We start from the raw sequence: 15,867 nt of genomic DNA, 5'->3' as shown, positions 1-15,867 counted from the left end.
CGCGAGAGGGCCGGGACACCTTCGTGGTGTCCCGGCCCTCTCGTTCGTGCGGGTGCCTCCGGCTGGACGCTCTGTCCTCAATCGCCGGACCGGCTTGATGCGGCCTACCGCGCGGCGATGATCTCCGCCGCCGCCTGGCCGCAGACCCTGGCGGCGCCGTGTGTGGCGATGTGCAGGGCTCCCCGGGGCTCGGCCTGGGGTACGCCCATCTCGACCACGACCGTGTCCGGGCGCGCCGCGAGCAGCGCGTCCAGGGCCTCGGTCATCCACGCGTGGCGGTGCGCGTCGCGGACCACGGCGACGATGCGCCGCTCCCCCGCCGCCCGCAGCGCGGCCTCGGCCGGGGCCTCGGACTCGCTGTCGTACGTGTCGGTCGCGGTGCCCGGCACCAGCCGGGTCAGCTCGGCCGCGAGGCCCCACGGGGTCTCGTCGCCGACCGCGATGTTCGCGACCGGGGTGAAGGCGGCCACGTAGGCCGGGCCGGTGAGCGCCTGCGCGGTGCCGGTGACCTTCACCGCGCGGCGGGCCGCGACCAGGCCGATGTCCGAGGCGGTGCCCGGGTTCTGCGCGGTGCCGGGCGCGGTCCCCTCCTGCACTGCCGCGCCCGGCGCCCGGACAGCCCCCCTGGCCTCCCGCGTCCAGGACGCGAGGGCCCGTACCCGGGCAGCGGCATCGGCGAGCCGCTCCTCGGGGAGTTCACCGGAGCGCACCGCGGCGACCAGCGCGTCCCGCAGCCGCAGCACGGTGCTGTCGTCGTCGAGCCCGCCGCCGACGCACAGCGCGTCGGCACCGGCCGCGACGGCGAGCACCGAGCCGCGCTCGATCCCGTACGTCGAGGCGATGGCCTGCATCTCCACGGCGTCGGTGACGATGAGGCCCTCGTACCCCAGCTCCTCGCGCAGCAGACCGGTGAGGATCTGCGGGCTGAGCGTCGCCGGGCGGTGCGGGTCGAGTGCGGGCAGCAGGATGTGCGCGCTCATCACCGACTTGGAGCCGGCCTCGATGGCGGCCCGGAACGGCACCAGTTCCCGGGCGTGCAGCGTCTCCAGGTCCACGTCGATGCGCGGCAGCGCGTGGTGCGAGTCGACCGCGGTGTCGCCGTGTCCCGGGAAGTGCTTGGTGCAGGCGGCGACGCCGGCGGCCTGAAGGCCCTCCACGTACGCCGCGGTGTGCCGGGCGACCAGGTGGGGGTCGGCGCCGAAGGAGCGGACGCCGATGACCGGGTTGCCCGGGTTGGAGTTGACGTCCGCGGACGGGGCCCAGTTGAGGTTGACCCCGCACTCGGCGAGCCGGCGGCCCAGCTCGCGGGCGACGGCCCGGGTCAGCTCGGTGTCGTCGACCGCGCCGAGCGCCAGGTTGCCGGGGAAGGAAGAGCCATGCCGCACCTCCAGCCGGGTGACGTCGCCGCCCTCCTCGTCGATCGCGACGAGCACGTCGTCGCGCTCGGCCCTCAGCTGGGCGGTGAGCGCGGCGAGCTGCTCGGGCGTCTTGATGTTGCGGCCGAACAGGCCGACGGAGGAGAGCCCTTCGCCGACCCGGCGCAGCAGCCATTCCGGCGCGGTGGTGCCGGTGAAGCCGGGCTGCAGGACGGCCAGCGCGTCGCGGGTGACGGTGTCCGTGGTGGATATGAGGGTGGTCATGGGGCGGCGTTATCCCTTCACGGCGCCGGAGGTGAGGCCCGCGGCCATCTTCTTCTGCACGAACATGAAGAAGATGACGACCGGAAGGGCGATCATGGTCGAGGCCGCCATGAGGGCACCGTAGTCCGTACCGCGCTCACTGGTGAACGTCATCAGCCACACGTTGAGCGTGTACTTGGAGTTGTCGTTGATCAGGATGTAGGCGAAGAGGTACTCGTTCCACGCGTTGACCAGCGCGAAGATCGACGCGGCGGCGAGGCCCGGGGCGAGCAGCGGCAGGATCACCCGGCGGAAGGCGCCGAAGCGGGTGCAGCCGTCCACCATGGCGGACTCCTCCAGCTCCACCGGGATGTTCACCACGAAGCCGCGGATCATGATCGTCGCGAACGGCAGCGTGGAGACCAGGTAGACGACGATGAGGCTCCAGTACTCGTCGATGCCGCCCATGGCGTTGAGCTGGGCGTAGATCGGGATGAGCATCGCCGTCGGGGGCAGCATCTGGACCAGGATGAGGATGAGGACCAGGGGCTTGCGGCCGAAGAAGCGGAACCTGCCGATGGCGAGGGCCGCCAGGGTGGCGATGATCATGCCGCCGACGACGGCGGTGATGGAGACGATCAGGCTGGACTGGACCGCGGTGCCGAAGTTCGGCTGGTTCATGGCCCGGGAGAAGTTGTCGAAGGTGATCGACGAGGGCCACAGCGTCTGGTCGTAGGAGCGGATCTCGCGGCTGGGCCGCAGGGCGCTGATGATCAGCCAGTAGACCGGGAAGAACATGACCAGGGCGATGCCGAGGCCGAGGATGTTCAGGCCGACCCGGGACTTCTTGCGGTCCGGGCGCAGGACCTGTGGTGTGTCGGTCGTGGTGCTCATTCGACCTCTCCCGTCTTCATGAGCTGGCGCAGGTAGTACACGGCCACGGCGGACAGCAGGATCACCGTGATCAGGGCGATCGCGGTGCCCTGGCTGAAGGAGGTGGACTCGAACGCCTTGGAGTAGGAGTAGAGGCCGAGGGTCTCGTACTCCGGCTCGGGCTTACTGCCGCGCAGCAGCCAGATCTGGCCGAAGACGTTGAAGTCCCAGATCACCGACAGCGTGGAGACCATGCTGAACACCGGCTTGATGACCGGCCAGGTCACGTAGCGGAAGATGCCGAAGCCGGTGGCGCCGTCGAGGGAGGCGGCCTCCTCCAGTTCCTGGGGGACCTGGGTGAGGGCCGCGTACAGGGTGACGACGACGAAGGGGATGGCGCCCCAGACCACCAGCAGGGTGATGATCGCGAAGCCCTGGATCGGTTCCAGGTACCAGTTGTGGCCGAGCCAGTCGTCGCCGACGACCTTCGCGATGAGGGTGTTGATGAGGCCGTAGTCGGAGTCGGCCATGAACCGGAAGATAGAGGCGGCGACCATCAGCGGCATCGCCCAGGCGGCGATGAGGCAGAAGGTCAGGATGAGCCGCACCCAGTTGGACAGCCGGCGCATCAGCAGGGAGATCAGCAGACCGATGCCCATGGTGAGCGTCACGCAGACGGCCATGAAGACGACGGTGCGGAAGGTCACCCACCAGAACTCGGAGTCACCGAGGATGTTGGTGAACTGGTCGAAGCCGACCCAGGGTGCGGGATCACCGGTCCACAGCTCGCGCCGGCCCATGTCCTGGAAGGACATGATGACGGTCTTGGCGAGCGGGTAGAGGTAGACGGCGGCGATCGCCACGATCGCCGGGAGGATCAGGAAGTAGGGGAGGAGTTCACCCTTCTTCCGCTTCCTCTTCGGTGCACGGGGGCCCTTGCCGCCCTCGATGGGCAGCGGGCTCACGGCCGATTTGGGATCACGTGGTACGGGGACCGGTGGCCCGGCGGCCTTGGTATCGGCGGCAGTCACGTGGCTGACCTTCCATCGCGGGTCCGAGGCAGCCCCCGGAAATCACGGCGTTGCTGGTAAAGGAGCGGGGGCCCGGCACAGTGCCGGGCCCCGCCTGGCGATCAGAAGGCTCAGGCCTTCTTGTTGATCAGTGCGTCGATCTCGCTGTCGGCCTTCTTGGTGGCGTCGGCGACGGACGTGCCCTTGAGGATCTTCAGGAGCATGTTCTCCAGAATCTCCTCCTTCTCGATGGAGGCCCAGCCCGGCGCGATCGGCGTGAACCAGGCGTCCGGCACCGCGTTGGCGATGGCGGCCGTCTCGGGCTTGGCCTTCAGCGGCTCGAGCTGCTTCTCGTTGTTCGGGAGGATGTTCTTCGACGCGAGGACGTCCATGGACTTCGCGTTGGTGAAGAGGGAGATCCACTCCTGGCCGAGGTCCTGGACCTTCGACTTGGAGATGGTGGCGAGGTCGGAGCCACCGATGAAGGACGGGAGCGCCTTGCCGTTCGGGCCGGGCATACCGGCCGTGGCGATCTTGCCGTCGAGCTTCGGGTTGCCGTTCTCGCCCGTGGTGACGCTGCCGGCCTCCCAAGCCTGGCCGTAGATGACCGCGGCCTTCTCGTTGGCCATGACGTTGGCGTGGTCCTGCTCGTCCTTCGTCTGGTCGGCCTTGTTGTACTTCTTGACCAGGTCGATGAAGTGCTGGATGCCCTTCTGCGCCTCGGGAGTGGAGAGGCTGGCCTTCCACTCCTTCGAGCCCTCGTCGTACTTGGCGATCTGGCCGCCCTCGGCCGCGACGTAGGACATGGCGGCGTACCAGTAACGGCCCGGGTAGTACAGGGACGAGGCGCGCTTGTCCTTCTTCGCGAGCTGGGCCTGGACCTTGTCCATGGCCTTGAGGAAGTCGTCCTCGTTCTGCGGAAGGACGTCGCTGCCGGTGCCGGCCTTCAGCATGTCCTTGTTGTAGACGGCCAGACGGGCACTGGCGTAGTACGGGACACAGTAGATCTTGCCCTCGTAGGAGCAGGTGTCCTTCAGACCCTTGATCCAGGAGTCCGAGTTCTCGTACTTCGCGGTGTCGACCTCACCGAGCGCACCGTTGAGGATGTACTGCATGGTCTCGGTGTTGCCGAGCTCGACAACGTCCGGGAACTTGTCGCCACCGAGGGAGGTGTCGAGCTTCTTGACCTTGTCCGCCCAGCCCTGGTACTGGACCTTGACCTTGACGTTCGGGTACTTCTCCTTGAACTGGGCGTTGACGTCCTTGACCAGTTCCGGCCAGGTCGACTGGGCCTCGCCCATGAGCCAGACAGTCAGGTCTTCCTTGCGGTCCTTCGGGTCCTTCGAGGACGACTTGTCGTCCGAACCGCCACACGCCGCAATGGAAACCAACATGCCCGCGACGCCGATCGCCGCGATGAGCTTGCGCTTCACGCCACCCTCCTCAGGGATGCTGCAACCCCCTCCCCCACCGCGCGGAAACGTCGACGAGTACTGCTGGGGCTGGGACCTGGTCTTTAATGGTTTAGACCAGTACCGGGAGCTTGGCCTAGACCTTTAGGGGTGTCAAGGGTGTATAAGAAGTGCACTCGCGTCCGTTATAGGACCGACACCTGAGGGAGGGCGACGAGCCGTGACCGGACCGTGCCACCATGTGAGCCGCGACAGACGGAGGAGCCGGTGACGGCAGCAACGCAGCAGTCGGGAAGGCGGGCCATGGGCGCCGACGGGGGCAGTTCGGAGAACGAGACGGGCACGGGCGCCGGTGCGCGTACCGCGCGCGTCCCGAAGTACTACCGGCTGAAGCGACATCTCCTCGACATGACGGACACCATGCCGCCGGGCACCCCCGTCCCACCGGAACGGACCCTGGCCGCCGAGTTCGACACCTCGCGCACCACCGTGCGCCAGGCGCTCCAGGAACTGGTCGTCGAGGGCCGGCTGGAACGCATCCAGGGCAAGGGCACCTTCGTCGCCAAGCCGAAGGTCTCCCAGGCCCTGCAACTCACCTCGTACACCGAGGACATGCGGGCCCAGGGCCTCGAACCGGCCTCGCAGCTCCTCGACATCGGCTATGTCACCGCCGACGACACCCTCGCCGGGCTGCTCGACATCAACGCGGGCGGCCGTGTCCTGCGCATCGAGCGCCTGCGCCTGGCGAGCGGCGAGCCGATGGCCATCGAGACCACGCACCTGTCGGCCAAGCGCTTTCCGGCGCTGCGCCGTTCACTGGTGAAGTACACCTCGCTCTACACCGCGCTGGCCGAGGTGTACGACGTCAGGCTGGCCGAGGCCGAGGAGACCATCGAGACCTCGCTCGCCACCCCGCGCGAGGCCGGACTGCTCGGCACGGACGTGGGCCTGCCGATGCTCATGCTGTCCCGCCACTCGCTGGACGAGCAGGGCGAGCCGGTCGAGTGGGTGCGCTCGGTCTACCGCGGTGACCGCTACAAGTTCGTGGCCCGCCTCAAGCGGCCGCTGGACTGACCCACCGCACGTATGTGCCCGCCGAACAGCCCCCGGACCGCCGCCGGGGGCTGTTCCGCGTTCCGCGCCCGCCCCATCTGCGCACTTGGGACGGGATGTTCGGCGCAATCGTGATCATATGGCAGACCCCCGTCGACCGTTGTCGGACCGCAATGCGGACAGGGGGTGACGCTGGCTGGAACGCTCCTTTAGATTTCCTGCGCATCACAGGTGATCAGCGAGGGGACGGAGTCGCCGCCATGCCGGAAGAACCAGAAGAAAAGCCACCCACCGTCACACCGGTGAGGGTGGTCATCGCCCTCTGCCTCATCGCGCCGTTCGTGGCGATGCTCTGGGTGGGCTCGTACGCGAAGATCGACCCGACGTTCATCGGCATCCCGTTCTTCTACTGGTACCAGATGCTGTGGGTGCTGATCTCGACCGCCCTCACCATGATCGCGTACAAGCTGTGGCAGCGTGACCAGCGCGCCCGCAAGGGGGGTGCGTCGGCATGAAGGACGGCGTGAACGGCGTCGCGCTCGGCGTCTTCATCTTCTTCTTCCTGGCCGTCACGGTCATGGGCTTCCTGGCCGCGCGCTGGCGCAGGGCCGAGAACGAGGCCAGCCTCGACGAATGGGGGCTGGGCGGAAGGTCGTTCGGCACCTGGGTCACCTGGTTCCTGCTCGGCGGCGACCTCTACACGGCGTACACCTTCGTCGCCGTCCCCGCGGCGATCTACGCGGCGGGCGCGTCCGGCTTCTTCGCGGTGCCCTACACCATCCTGGTGTACCCGCTGATCTTCACCTTCCTGCCGCGCCTGTGGTCGGTCTCGCACAAGCACGGCTACGTCACCACCTCGGACTTCGTCCGCGGCCGCTTCGGCTCGAAGGGCCTTTCGCTGGCGGTCGCCGTCACCGGCATCCTCGCCACGATGCCCTACATCGCGCTCCAGCTCGTCGGCATCCAGGCCGTGCTGGACGTGATGGGCGTCGGCGGCGGCGAGAACACCAACTGGTTCGTCAAGGACCTGCCGCTGCTCATCGCGTTCGCGGTCCTCGCCGCGTACACCTACTCCTCCGGGCTGCGCGCGCCGGCGCTGATCGCGTTCGTCAAGGACGGGCTGATCTACCTGGTCATCGCCGTGGCGATCATCTACATCCCGATCAAGCTCGGCGGCTTCGACGACATCTTCGCGGCCGCCCAGGACAAGTTCGCCGGACCGCCCGGTGGCAAGCCGACCGGCGCGCTCGCCCCGGCCGAGGCGGGCCAGTGGGGCTACGCCACCCTGGCGCTCGGCTCCGCGCTGGCGCTCTTCATGTACCCGCACTCCATCACGGCGACGCTCTCCAGCCGCAGCCGTGAGGTGATCCGCCGCAACACCACGATCCTGCCGCTGTACTCGCTGATGCTGGGCCTGCTCGCGCTGCTCGGCTTCATGGCGATCGCCGCCGGCGTCAAGGTGGACAACGGCCAGCTGGCCATCCCGCAGCTGTTCGAGAACATGTTCCCCGACTGGTTCGCGGGCGTGGCGTTCGCCGCCATCGGCATCGGCGCGCTGGTGCCGGCCGCGATCATGTCCATCGCCGCGGCGAACCTGTTCACCCGCAACATCTACAAGGACTTCCTGAAGCCCGACGCGACGCCCGCCCAGGAGACCAAGGTCTCCAAGCTGGTCTCGCTGCTGGTCAAGGTCGGCGCGCTCGCCTTCGTCCTGACCATGGACAAGACGGTCGCGATCAACTTCCAGCTGCTCGGCGGGATCTGGATCCTCCAGACGATGCCGGCCCTGGTGGGCGGCCTGTTCACCCGGTGGTTCCACCGCTGGGCGCTGCTCGCCGGCTGGGCGGTCGGCATGATCTACGGGACGGCCGCCGCGTACGGGGTCGCCAGCCCGACGCAGAAGCACTTCGGCGGGTCCTCCAAGGAGATCCCGGGCCTCGGTGAGATCGGCTACATCGGCCTCACGGCCTTCGTGCTGAACGTCGTGGTCACCGTGGTGCTGACCTTCGTCCTGAACGCCGTGAAGGCGCCCGCCGGGATCGACGAGACCGCTCCGGGCGACTACACCGCGGACGCGGGCGACCCGGGCGTCCAGGAGAAGCTGCCGCCGGCCACGGCGGGGGCGCCGGGCGGTCACTGACCGCACACGATTACGTCACGCGACACAACATGTGGGGGCCGCCTCATCGGGCGGCCCCCACATGTATGCTCATGCTCGCTGTCGCCGCAGGGGAATCCGGTGCGAATCCGGAACTGTCCCGCAACGGTGTGTTCGGTGTGCTTTTGCGCACCCATGAGTCCGAGGACCTGCCGACAGCGCATCCGGCTCGACCGAACCGGGTGCCCAGACGTCCGGGCCTCGTGGATGGGCCGGTGGACGCCGCACGGAGTGCTGCCCTGTCCGGGCCCGCCCTCCGCCCGGCTGCCCCCGCTCCCCGCCGGCCCAGAGCCGAGCGAGGGAGAGCACCACGTGACCATCGCGCCAGCCGATCCGGTCTCAGCGGCCGAATCAACGGGGACCATGAGCGACGGGCCCGGCACCGCACTGCTGCGGACCCTGACCGACCTCACCGCCGACCTGCCCGACACCGACCCCGGGCGCGTCGCCGCCGCGGCCCTGCGCGGCCGCAACGCCCGGTCGGACGAGGCGGAGCTGCGCTCGCTGGCCACCGAGGCCGCCGCGGGCCTCATCTCCGAGGACCCCGCCTACTCCCGGCTCGCCGCCCGCCTCCTCACCCGCTCCATCGCGGACGAGGCCGCCGGGCAGGGCTCGACGTCGTTCTCCGCGTCGGTCGCCGTGGGGCACCGCGAGGGCCTGATCGCGGACCGCACCGCCGCGTTCGTCACGCTGCACGCCGCGGCCCTGGACGCGCTGGCGGAGCGGTCCCTCGCCGACGGCGCCGACGACCGCTTCGGCTACTTCGGCCTGCGCACCCTGCACAGCCGCTACCTGCTGCGCCACCCGCACACCCGCCAGGTCATCGAGACCCCGCAGCACTTCATGCTCCGGGTCGCCGCCGGGCTCGCCGAGGACGACTCCGAGCGCGCGCTGGACGAGGTCGCCGCGCTGTACGGGCTGATGAGCCGGCTGGACTACCTGCCCTCCTCCCCCACGCTCTTCAACTCCGGCACCCGTCACCCGCAGATGTCCTCCTGCTACCTGCTGGACTCGCCGCTGGACGAGCTGGACTCGATCTACGACCGCTACCACCAGGTGGCGCGCCTGTCGAAGCACGCGGGCGGCATCGGCCTCTCCTACTCCCGTATCCGCGCCCGTGGTTCGCTGATCCGCGGTACCAACGGCCACTCCAACGGCATCGTGCCGTTCCTGAAGACGCTGGACGCCTCCGTCGCCGCCGTCAACCAGGGCGGCCGGCGCAAGGGCGCCGCCGCGGTCTACCTGGAGACGTGGCACGCGGACATCGAGGAGTTCCTGGAGCTCCGCGACAACACGGGCGAGGACCAGCGGCGTACGCACAACCTGAACCTGGCCCACTGGATCCCGGACGAGTTCATGCGCCGGGTCGACGCGGACACCACCTGGTCGCTGTTCTCCCCGGCGGACGCGCCCGAGCTGACCGACCTGTGGGGCGACGACTTCGACGCCGCGTACCGGGCCGCCGAGGCGAAGGGCCTGGCCCGCAAGACCCTGCCGGCCCGTGAGCTCTACGGCCGGATGATGCGGACCCTCGCGCAGACCGGCCAGGGCTGGATGACGTTCAAGGACGCCTCCAACCGGACCGCGAACCAGACCGCCGAGCCGGGCCGCGTCGTGCACTCATCGAACCTGTGCACCGAGATCCTGGAGGTCACCGACGACGGCGAGACGGCCGTCTGCAACCTCGGCTCGGTCAACCTCGGCGCGTTCGTCACCGAGGGCACGATCGACTGGGAGCGCCTGGACGCCACCGTGCGTACGGCGGTCACCTTCCTCGACCGGGTCGTGGACATCAACTTCTACCCGACCGAGCAGGCCGGCCGGTCCAACGCCCGCTGGCGGCCGGTGGGCCTGGGCGCCATGGGCCTCCAGGACGTCTTCTTCCAGCTGCGGCTGCCCTTCGACTCCCCCGAGGCCCGCGCGCTCTCCACGAAGATCTCCGAGCGGATCATGCTCGCCGCCTACGAGGCGTCCTGCGACCTCGCCAAGCGGTCGGGTCCCCTCCCCGCCTGGTCCGAGACCCGGGCCGCGCGCGGGGTGCTGCACCCGGACCACTACGACACCGAGCTGAACTGGCCGGAGCGCTGGGAGGCCCTGCGCGCCCGGATCGCGGAGACCGGGATGCGCAACTCGCTGCTCCTGGCCATCGCCCCGACCGCGACGATCGCCTCGATCGCGGGGGTCTACGAGTGCATCGAGCCCCAGGTGTCCAACCTCTTCAAGCGCGAGACGCTCAGCGGTGAGTTCCTCCAGGTCAACGGCTATCTGGTGGACGAGCTGAAGCGGCTCGGCGTGTGGGACGCGCGGACCCGTGAGGCGCTGCGCGAGGCGAGCGGTTCGGTGCAGGGCTTCGCGTGGATCCCCGAGGGCGTGCGGGCGCTGTACCGCACCGCGTGGGAGATCCCGCAGCGCGGCCTGATCGACATGGCGGCGGCCCGCACGCCCTTCCTCGACCAGAGCCAGTCGCTGAACCTCTTCCTGGAGACGCCGACGATCGGCAAGCTCTCCTCGATGTACGCGTACGCCTGGAAGCAGGGGCTGAAGACGACGTACTACCTGCGTTCGCGCCCGGCGACCCGGATCGCCCGCGCCGCGTCCGGCCAGGCGGCGGCCGCCGCCCCCATCCCCGTACAGCAGGCGCAGTCTCCCGACGCGGACGCCATCGCCTGCTCCCTGGAAAACCCCGAGTCCTGCGAGGCGTGCCAGTGATGAGCTCCGACAACGACAAGAACCTGCTGGACCCGGGATTCGAACTGACCCTGCGGCCCATGCGCTACCCGGACTTCTACGAGCGCTACCGGGACGCGATCAAGAACACCTGGCACGTGGAGGAGGTCGACCTCCACTCCGACGTGGCGGACCTCGCCAAGATGACGCCCGCCGAGCAGCACCTGATCGGCCGGCTGGTGGCGTTCTTCGCGACCGGTGACTCGATCGTGGCCAACAACCTCGTGCTGACGCTGTACAAGCACATCAACTCCCCCGAGGCGCGGCTGTACCTGTCGAGGCAGCTGTTCGAGGAGGCCGTGCACGTCCAGTTCTATCTGACGCTGCTCGACACCTATCTGCCCGACCCGGACGACCGGGCGGCGGCGTTCGCGGCGGTGGAGAACATCCCGTCGATCCGCGAGAAGGCGCAGTTCTGCTTCAAGTGGATGGACTCGGTCGAGTCGATCGACCGGCTGGAGACGAAGTCCGACCGCCGCCGCTTCCTGCTGAACCTGATCTGCTTCGCCGCGTGCATCGAGGGTCTGTTCTTCTACGGCGCCTTCGCGTACGTGTACTGGTTCCGCTCGCGCGGCCTGCTGCACGGTCTCGCCACGGGGACCAACTGGGTCTTCCGCGACGAGACCATGCACATGAACTTCGCGTTCGAGGTCGTGGACACGGTCCGCAAGGAGGAGCCGGAGCTCTTCGACGACGCGCTCCAGCAGCAGGTCACGGACATGCTGAAGGAGGCCGTCGAGGCTGAGCTGCAGTTCGGCCGCGACCTGTGCGGCGACGGGCTGCCCGGCATGAACACCGAGTCGATGCGGGAGTACCTGGAGTGCGTCGCCGACCAGCGGCTCACCCGGCTGGGCTTCCCGGCGGTGTACGGCTCGCAGAACCCGTTCTCGTTCATGGAGCTCCAGGGGGTGCAGGAGCTGACGAACTTCTTCGAGCGGCGCCCGTCCGCCTACCAGGTGGCCGTCGAGGGCACGGTCGGCTTCGACGACGACTTCTAGTAGAGCCGGGGGCTAGATCCTGGCCCAGCTCCTGACGTACGGACGCCGTGCGACCCTCACCGGCCGCGCGGCGTCCGTCGTTTGCGGTGGGCGGGTGCTGCGGTCCCGTTCCGCTTCGCGCAGCTCGCGGTCGATGCGGCGCTCGCGGGCGACGCCGACCAGCACCGGCAGCAGGACGAGTGCGAAAAGAGCTGCTATGCCCAGGTAGTTCAGGAATGTGTTCATGCCTCTACTGTCGTCGTTCGCGAGGCGGAGCGGCAGTGGCAGGACTGTCATGAACCATCGAATTGCTGCCACACTGGTTCCATGCTGAACAATGTCGCCGTCCTGATGCTCGACGATGTCCACCCCTTCGAACTCGGGGTGCTCTGCGAGGTGTTCGGCCTCGACCGCAGCGACGAGGGCCTGCCGGTGCACGACTTCGCCGTGGTCTCCGCCGAGGGCCCCCGGCTGCGGACGCACGCCGGTTTCACCATCAGCACCCCGTACGGCATCGACCGCCTGGAGGAGGCCGACCTCATCGCCGTACCGGCCGGCAGCCGCTTCGGGGACCGGGAGTTCCCCGAGGAGGTCCTGGAGGCGCTGCGCCGGGCCGTGGAGCGGGGGGCGCGGGTGCTGAGCGTCTGCTCGGGGGCATATCTGCTGGGCGCGGCCGGGCTGCTGGACGGCCGGCGCTGCACCACGCACTGGCGCCACGCCGACGAACTGGCCCGCCGCTTCCCGAGCGCCTGTGTGGAGCCGGACGTGCTGTACGTGGACGCGGGCCCGGTCATCACGTCGGCGGGGACGGCGGCGGGGATCGACGCCTGTCTGCACCTGGTCCGCCAGGCGTACGGTCCGGCCGCCGCCAACACCATCGCCCGCCGCATGGTGGTGCCGCCGCACCGGGACGGCGGGCAGGCGCAGTACATCGAGCGGCCGCTGCCGCGCACCCGCTGCGACACGGTGGGCGACACGCTCGCCTGGATGGAGCGCCACCTCGACCGGGAGATGACCGTCGAGCAACTGGCCGCCCAGGCGCACATGTCGCCGCGCACCTTCGCCCGCCGCTTCCAGCAGGAGACCGGCACCACGCCGTACCGCTGGCTGCTGCGCCAGCGTGTCCTGCTGGCCCAGCACCTGCTGGAGACGTCCGACGAGACGATGGACACGATCGCCGGGCAGACGGGCTTCGGGAACTCCGCGGCCCTGCGCCACCAGTTCGTCCGCTCGCTCGGCACCACGCCGCACGCCTACCGGCGCACCTTCCGGGGGCCCTCCGCGGTCGCCGAGGTCGCCTGACCTCATGTGCGCGTGAGGGCCCGCCGGATTCCGGCGGGCCCCCACGCGTGTCAGATGCCGCAGTTGGGCGCCGACCAGTAGTGGCTGGGGCCCTGGTTCACGTGGACGTGGTCGTTGTGGTCCGGGTAGCCCGGGCCGAGAATCCCGTTGAAGCCGTGGTAGCGGGCCTCCTTGGCGAGGGTGCAGAAGGCGATCCCGCCTAGGTCGGCCGCGTCGCCGTACATGTGGCGGCTGTTCGAGGCGCCGCCGACGGCGCTGTTGCAGGACTTCGACCGGAACCCGCTGTTGATGGTGATGGGGTGGTCACCGAGCGCGTGGCGCAGCGCCTCCAGCTTCCACATGGTGCTCAGCGCGTTGGCTTTCGCCGTCCCCGCGGCGACGGCGCCGCTCGCCCAGGTGCTGTTGCAGCGGTTCATCTCGGCGTACGTGAAGTGCGCCGGGGTGCAGTCGTTGTCCTGGAGGGCGTAGAGCTTGGCCTGCGTGGCGGGGCCCGCGATGCCGTCGGCGGCCAGCCCGTAGGCGGCCTGGAAGCGCTTGACGGCGGCGGCGGTGGCGGGCCCGTACGAGCCGTCGACGGCGAGGACCGAGTTGTACCCGGGGTATCCGGCGACCCTGATCTGGAGCTGGACGACGTCGTTGCCGGTGGCGCCCGACTTCAGGGTGCGGGTCCAGGTGTAGCAGCCGTCGGCCTGGGCGGCGCCGGCCGTGACCATGACCCCGCCCCACGCGAATGCCATGGTCATGACAAGGCTGAGCAGCAGTCGTGCGGAACGTCTGATCATGAGGGCTCCCTACCGCTGTGGAGGTTGTGGGCCAAGAGCCTGTCGGACGAGTCAACGCGCGTCAACTACGCGTGTAGGAACGGAAGTCGGCCATCCGGAAAAGCGGCGCGGGCCCGGCCCCGGCGTACCGGGGACGAGCCCGCGCGACGGCGCGTGGAGCCGGGTCAGTCGTTCGGGACGACCTCGTAGCGCGGGGTGTTCTCCGCCATCTGCCGCAGCGCGTCCTTGCGGTCGCGCTTGGAGAGCCGGTCGATGTACAGGTAGCCGTACAGGTGGTCCGTCTCGTGCTGGAGGCAGCGCGCGAAGTAGCCCGTGCCGCGCACCCTGACCGGGTTGCCGTTCGCGTCCTGGCCGCGTACCACGGCGTAGTCCGGGCGGGCCAGCGAGGCGTACGCCGTCGGGACGGAGAGGCAGCCCTCGCCGGAGTCGTCCAGGACCCGCGCCTCGGGCGGCAGCTCCTCCAGCACCGGGTTGCAGATGGCGCCGACGTGTCGCACGCCCTCGTCGTCCGGGCAGTCGTAGACGAAGACCTTGAGGTCCACGCCGATCTGGTTGGCGGCCAGGCCCACGCCCTCCGCCGTCCGCTGGCTCGCGAACATGTCGTCGATCAGCGCAGCCAGCTCGTCGTCGAACTCCGTGACGTCCTTGCACTCCTTGTGCAGGACCGGGTTGCCGACGACCGTGATCGGGCGGGAGGTGCCGCGCTCGCGGTGTGCCGTCTCGCGCGCCTCACAGTCCTCGGTGTCGATGAGGAAGCCCTCCTCGTCGACGCTGACCTGCTCGTCCGTCTCCTGCTGCGCCATGTCCGCCGTACGCCTTCCTCACAACCTGAAACCCGGGGCTCGGCTCGTTGGAACGCGGGCGCCCGAGCACCGGAATCGGTGCGCGTACAGCCTACGGGCACCGGTCAGCAGACTTCTTCGAGATCCCGCCACTCGCGGCTGTCCGGGCTGTCCGCCACCCAGCCGTCCAGGAGCCCGCGCACCAGGCCGGCCGGCGCCGCGAGGCCGCACTCGCGCTCCGGCACCCACAGCTCACCGGCCGTGCGGTGGCCCAGCGGCCCCGGGTGGCCCGGCTCGCTGTGGTCGTGCGGGTCCAGGTGCTCGCCGTCGCCCTCGTCGCTCTCCATCCGGCTCTCCGAACAGGACCGGCACAGCAGCCGCACGGACGAGGACCAGTCCTCGGCGGCGAAGCCCGCATCGGACGCCAGCTGCTCCAGCGCGTCCCGGTCCGCCTCGGTGGCCGCCTCCAGGAGCACCACCCAGGTCGGCACGGGCGACGGGGCCCACAGCTCGATCTCGTCGAACACCGGGTAGGACGGGCCCGCCGCGGTGATCCGCTCGCCGTTCGGCACGCCGTCGTGCAGCACGACCTCGCCCCAGCGCCGCCCGGAGGACGGCAGCGGGATCGACAGCACCTCTATCCGCGCCGGGTCGAGCCTGCGGCCCCACACGACCTCGGCCTCGCCCTCGGGCGACAGCCGCACCGCCGCGCTGCCCAGCTCCATGCCGACCGGCTCGCTGCCCGCGGCCGGGGTCTGCTGGCCGCCGCCGGGGACCTTGAGCCCGTACGCCTGCCAGGCCCGGCGCGCCAGCGGCCAGTCCTGGAGCGCGGTCGCGGCGATCCCGACGTTCCACCAGTCCGGGGCGCCGGATTCCTTGTCGAGCAGCGCGACGGCCCGCAGGCCGGCCGCTCTCGCCTGCTCCCAGTCGTGCCGGAATTTGTGCAGCAGCGCCAGGTTGAACCACGACTCCGAGAGCCAGGGTTCCAGGTCCGCCGCACGTGTCAGCAGCGCGCCCGCGTCCTCGTACCGGCCGTCGCCGATCAGCGTGAACGCGCGGTCCGTGGCCTGCCGCCAAGAGGCGGACGGCCGATGCCGTACCTTCCCGAAGATCCTCACGATTCCCGCCTGTCCCGACTGGACACCCTCGTTCTACCGCTCTCTTCGCATCCA

At 69.6% G+C, this 15,867-nt stretch carries 14 protein-coding genes and 1 riboswitch; of the genes, 6 read left to right on the top strand and 8 right to left on the bottom strand.

The genetic code is table 11. The features are described from left to right. Positions 1-104 precede the first annotated feature (104 nt). From E6R18_RS12140 to E6R18_RS12125, 4 genes are all read right to left on the bottom strand, one after another. Positions 105-1,640 carry a glycoside hydrolase family 3 protein gene (locus E6R18_RS12140; RefSeq protein WP_136316897.1) on the bottom strand — a complete coding sequence of 512 codons (1,536 nt, stop codon included), beginning with the start codon at positions 1,638-1,640 and terminating at the stop codon, positions 105-107. 9 nt (positions 1,641-1,649) lie between these two features. Beyond that, positions 1,650-2,513 (bottom strand): carbohydrate ABC transporter permease, encoded by an 864-nt coding sequence (locus tag E6R18_RS12135; protein WP_136316896.1) that lies wholly within the window; start codon positions 2,511-2,513, stop codon positions 1,650-1,652. Further along, positions 2,510-3,523, bottom strand: coding sequence for a sugar ABC transporter permease (locus E6R18_RS12130; protein WP_136316895.1), 1,014 nt, complete (start codon positions 3,521-3,523; stop codon positions 2,510-2,512). Before E6R18_RS12130 ends, E6R18_RS12135 begins: the two co-directional genes overlap by 4 nt. A gap of 110 nt (positions 3,524-3,633) precedes the next feature. Continuing rightward, positions 3,634-4,935 carry a sugar ABC transporter substrate-binding protein gene (locus E6R18_RS12125; RefSeq protein WP_136316894.1) on the bottom strand — a complete coding sequence of 434 codons (1,302 nt, stop codon included), beginning with the start codon at positions 4,933-4,935 and terminating at the stop codon, positions 3,634-3,636. Positions 4,936-5,217: 282 nt separating this feature from the next. Here E6R18_RS12125 and E6R18_RS12120 point away from each other — a divergent pair, with 282 nt between their 5' ends. The 5 genes from E6R18_RS12120 (at position 5,218) to E6R18_RS12100 (ending at position 11,850) form a co-directional block, all read left to right on the top strand. Further along, positions 5,218-5,988, top strand: a complete 771-nt coding sequence (locus E6R18_RS12120; protein ID WP_136316942.1) for a GntR family transcriptional regulator — start codon at positions 5,218-5,220, stop codon at positions 5,986-5,988. Positions 5,989-6,227: 239 nt separating this feature from the next. Continuing rightward, complete coding sequence (locus E6R18_RS12115) at positions 6,228-6,482, top strand: DUF3311 domain-containing protein (protein ID WP_136316893.1); 255 nt, start codon at positions 6,228-6,230, stop codon at positions 6,480-6,482. After that, positions 6,479-8,107, top strand: coding sequence for a sodium:solute symporter family protein (locus E6R18_RS12110; protein WP_136316892.1), 1,629 nt, complete (start codon positions 6,479-6,481; stop codon positions 8,105-8,107). The genes E6R18_RS12115 and E6R18_RS12110 overlap by 4 nt, the downstream gene beginning before the upstream one ends. A gap of 58 nt (positions 8,108-8,165) precedes the next feature. Further along, positions 8,166-8,297, top strand: a riboswitch (cobalamin riboswitch). A gap of 140 nt (positions 8,298-8,437) precedes the next feature. Beyond that, positions 8,438-10,834, top strand: coding sequence for a ribonucleoside-diphosphate reductase subunit alpha (locus E6R18_RS12105; protein ID WP_136316891.1), 2,397 nt, complete (start codon positions 8,438-8,440; stop codon positions 10,832-10,834). After that, positions 10,834-11,850 (top strand): ribonucleotide-diphosphate reductase subunit beta, encoded by a 1,017-nt coding sequence (locus E6R18_RS12100; protein WP_206308266.1) that lies wholly within the window; start codon positions 10,834-10,836, stop codon positions 11,848-11,850. Before E6R18_RS12105 ends, E6R18_RS12100 begins: the two co-directional genes overlap by 1 nt. A gap of 12 nt (positions 11,851-11,862) precedes the next feature. On the opposite strand, the gene E6R18_RS12095 is transcribed toward E6R18_RS12100, so the two are convergent. Continuing rightward, complete coding sequence (locus tag E6R18_RS12095; RefSeq protein WP_136316889.1) at positions 11,863-12,075, bottom strand: hypothetical protein; 213 nt, start codon at positions 12,073-12,075, stop codon at positions 11,863-11,865. Between the two features lie 81 nt (positions 12,076-12,156). On the opposite strand from E6R18_RS12095, the gene E6R18_RS12090 reads away from it, so the two are divergent. After that, positions 12,157-13,131, top strand: coding sequence for a helix-turn-helix domain-containing protein (locus E6R18_RS12090; RefSeq protein ID WP_136316888.1), 975 nt, complete (start codon positions 12,157-12,159; stop codon positions 13,129-13,131). 50 nt (positions 13,132-13,181) lie between these two features. On the opposite strand, the gene E6R18_RS12085 is transcribed toward E6R18_RS12090, so the two are convergent. From E6R18_RS12085 to E6R18_RS12075, 3 genes are all read right to left on the bottom strand, one after another. Next, complete coding sequence (locus E6R18_RS12085) at positions 13,182-13,913, bottom strand: D-Ala-D-Ala carboxypeptidase family metallohydrolase (protein ID WP_136316887.1); 732 nt, start codon at positions 13,911-13,913, stop codon at positions 13,182-13,184. 164 nt (positions 13,914-14,077) lie between these two features. After that, on the bottom strand, positions 14,078-14,716 hold the full coding sequence (gene def / locus E6R18_RS12080) for a peptide deformylase (protein WP_136316886.1): 639 nt from the start codon (positions 14,714-14,716) through the stop codon (positions 14,078-14,080). A 104-nt stretch (positions 14,717-14,820) separates the two neighbouring features. Continuing rightward, on the bottom strand, positions 14,821-15,813 hold the full coding sequence (locus tag E6R18_RS12075) for a hypothetical protein (RefSeq protein ID WP_018549909.1): 993 nt from the start codon (positions 15,811-15,813) through the stop codon (positions 14,821-14,823). Positions 15,814-15,867: the final 54 nt, after the last annotated feature.

The sequence above is a fragment of the Streptomyces sp. A1277 genome (assembly GCF_004795015.1).
Taxonomy (GTDB): Bacteria; Actinomycetota; Actinomycetes; order Streptomycetales; family Streptomycetaceae; genus Streptomyces.
This window is presented reverse-complemented; position numbering and strand designations above follow the sequence as displayed.

Bases quoted from the DNA above. Each gene is read 5' to 3' on its own strand.
- E6R18_RS12110 (WP_136316892.1), top strand. From the start codon at position 6,479: ATGAAGGACGGCGTGAACGGCGTCGCGCTCGGCGTCTTCATCTTCTTC.
- E6R18_RS12115 (WP_136316893.1), top strand. From the start codon at position 6,228: ATGCCGGAAGAACCAGAAGAAAAGCCACCCACCGTCACACCGGTGAGG.
- E6R18_RS12095 (WP_136316889.1), bottom strand. From the start codon at position 12,075: ATGAACACATTCCTGAACTACCTGGGCATAGCAGCTCTTTTCGCACTC.
- E6R18_RS12135 (WP_136316896.1), bottom strand. From the start codon at position 2,513: ATGAGCACCACGACCGACACACCACAGGTCCTGCGCCCGGACCGCAAG.
- E6R18_RS12085 (WP_136316887.1), bottom strand. From the start codon at position 13,913: ATGATCAGACGTTCCGCACGACTGCTGCTCAGCCTTGTCATGACCATG.
- E6R18_RS12090 (WP_136316888.1), top strand. From the start codon at position 12,157: ATGCTGAACAATGTCGCCGTCCTGATGCTCGACGATGTCCACCCCTTC.
- def (WP_136316886.1), bottom strand. From the start codon at position 14,716: ATGGCGCAGCAGGAGACGGACGAGCAGGTCAGCGTCGACGAGGAGGGC.
- E6R18_RS12140 (WP_136316897.1), bottom strand. From the start codon at position 1,640: ATGACCACCCTCATATCCACCACGGACACCGTCACCCGCGACGCGCTG.
- E6R18_RS12100 (WP_206308266.1), top strand. From the start codon at position 10,834: ATGAGCTCCGACAACGACAAGAACCTGCTGGACCCGGGATTCGAACTG.
- E6R18_RS12120 (WP_136316942.1), top strand. From the start codon at position 5,218: ATGGGCGCCGACGGGGGCAGTTCGGAGAACGAGACGGGCACGGGCGCC.